Source organism: Acinetobacter sp. TR11 (assembly GCF_027105035.1).
Taxonomy (GTDB): Bacteria; Pseudomonadota; Gammaproteobacteria; order Pseudomonadales; family Moraxellaceae; genus Acinetobacter.
Window position 1 is genome coordinate 1 of sequence record NZ_CP114263.1, and the last position, 2372, is coordinate 2372.

Below are 2372 nucleotides of genomic sequence, written 5' to 3' on the forward strand. Positions count from 1 at the left end.
ATAACAGGGGTTTTTTAATGTCTTTTTGCATCAAATTTTGTCCCCGAATTAGTGAATAGTATCAAGTAAAAGAAAAAACAGCGAACTTACTTCGTAAGTTGCTGTTTTTTAACGAGTATCAAACTGTATTTAAGAGCTTTGGTGTAGCACCTTTCGCAACATAAAAAACAACATTTCGACCTGAAGCAAGCGCACCGCATGGAATGCTGACACGCTTGTTTTTTAGACTTTCATACTCCTTACCGTTTTCAACAGTAAGGTCTATTAATTCATTTTTTTTATCGCCATTAGGGAGTTCAAATTCTCCCAATAGCTGAATTTTGTCTCGATCTGCAAAAGCTTCACCAGTTTTTTTGTCTTTACCGCCTTGCTGAGTAAAGACATTGATGATTGTTCCCTCAAGTTTGATCATTTTTATTTACTCCAGGCTTAGCAGGGAAAATACCATTACGCGGTGTTGCGAACTGATAGAAGCCGTGATCACTTTCAATGTGTTCTTGAATTGCCTTTTCATCTTCTTCCATTAACTGTTGCGAAATAGAACGAAGCAGTGACTCAACCTTGTTTCGAACTTCTTGATTATCAGTACTGGAGAAGATTAGTTCCTGTAAAGAAACCGACGGGGAAGATTCCGTATAACCGATTAAGAAATCGGTTAATGCTTGCTTGAAGTTAGAACGAATTAAATGGGCTAGAAAATCTTGACGAGTTAGACCCATAGCCTTAGCAACTGCGTCATAGAGTTGAACTTCACCATCAGTTAAACGAATAGTCACAGGCTTAGCATCCTCAGAGTTAGAAGCATTATTAGTAGCGGAAGCGATTCCAAGAGATTTAAATAACATATTTTAGATTCCGATTAGATTCTACTAGATTGTTTTTAGAATATTATAGATTTTAATTAGAATGTCAATCTGTCGCCACCCATGCGGGATGGCTCGGTTCTTACCGTTTTCTCACCCAATGGGAGCTTGTAATCAGGGAAAAGGGAGTTTGAGAGTCGTAAAGTATCAATTCACTCGTAGACACTCGTTCTGTAATTTTTATCAGGAATGCACGCTTCCGCGTTTCTCAAGAAACAGGCTAACCAATGAAAGCCAATATCCTACGTTCAACATATGGGAATAGGTCAATATTATATAAATATCCGCCCCATCTTCGGATTCGTTGCCGAACCCGAACACGGGTTACTGGTGATAATTGCCAATGTTGCTTTTTGCGTCCTCGTTTCGTGGCAACACTGATCGCTTGCGTGCCCTCAGCCGACAGTGCGCCCCTCACATCGTCCTTTATCGCCACTCGCTCTATTTCTCTCATATCGTGTCGGTCGGTCGGGCACTCCTCCTCACTCATTCGCTCAATGTTCGCTTGTGGCTCAACGTGTCGTGTCATGGTTAAGTCGTAATAAGACTGTTTGCCAAAAACAAATTTATAGAGCATTTCTAAATACGGTAAATCTTCTTGTAAATCATCATCTGTGGTCGCTTCATCGTCCATTTTGACACCACGCAACAAACCAAAAGAACCGCTAAGCCGTAAACCAACTTTTCGATCACCCTTAAGAACCATGTAGGCTTCCCAAGTCTTTTCTACGGACAGATCACCAAATTTAAGGGCATATTTGCAAACTTCCGCTATCGCTTTGCCATAGCCTAGTTGTTTGTGTTTTCTAACTCGACGGATATCTACAATAAAAGAATCACATGTGATTTCGTGCCATGTTTCTGCTAGTGATTCCTGATCTATCCATTGCTCCAGAACGCCGAAAATATGCAAATGCGGATGCCATTCGCCTGTTTTTTCGTTGTATGTATTTTCGTAAGAATAGAAACCACCTAACAGCTTGCAAAATTCATTATAGCCACGACCTTTTTTAAGCCAATCCTGACGACGATTTATAAGCGTTCTAAATGCGTCCATAAGATGCTTCTGACGTTCCGCAAGGTCTGAACCATTGGCAACGGTTAAAGTAAGCAAAACGGGCTTTAATTTGCGATTCTGGCGCAATATCTCGGATACCCTAGGGGCATTTCTCTGAATTGAGCGTGATGCTCGAATTGATGCACAAAAAGGGCATAAAAGATGCTGATTACAGACACGCATCTTAGTTAGTTTAACTTCGCCTACGGTGTAATAATTTTTAAATAGCAAATAATTACCGCATTCACTGAGCTTGTGAGCGGATTTTATAGCGAGATAAGATTGTTTGTCTTTGGTGTCTTTATCAGTATCAAATGCAGCAAGAGACCATAAATGATTTTCTTGTAACTTCGATCTATGTTTCAAAAGTCCAAAACGTGTTATTCTATCCCTATGTTGATCTGCATTAGCAGATTGCAAACCCTTGTTATCACCGACCGCCAAATCGCCCG

At 40.4% G+C, this 2372-nt stretch carries 3 protein-coding genes; all 3 read right to left on the bottom strand.

Annotated elements, in window-relative coordinates; genetic code table 11:
• Nucleotides 1-118: 118 nt before the first annotated feature.
• Nucleotides 119-412, bottom strand: a complete 294-nt coding sequence (locus O1450_RS16510) for a hypothetical protein (protein ID WP_039099860.1) — start codon at nucleotides 410-412, stop codon at nucleotides 119-121.
• Nucleotides 399-776, bottom strand: a complete 378-nt coding sequence (locus O1450_RS16515; protein WP_269230508.1) for a hypothetical protein — start codon at nucleotides 774-776, stop codon at nucleotides 399-401. Before O1450_RS16515 ends, O1450_RS16510 begins: the two co-directional genes overlap by 14 nt.
• A gap of 307 nt (nucleotides 777-1083) precedes the next feature.
• A partial coding sequence (locus O1450_RS16520) for a protein rep (RefSeq protein ID WP_331276172.1) occupies nucleotides 1084-2372 on the bottom strand: 1289 nt, incomplete at its 5' end.

Bases quoted from the DNA above. Each gene is read 5' to 3' on its own strand.
- O1450_RS16510 (WP_039099860.1), bottom strand. From the start codon at position 412: ATGATCAAACTTGAGGGAACAATCATCAATGTCTTTACTCAGCAAGGC.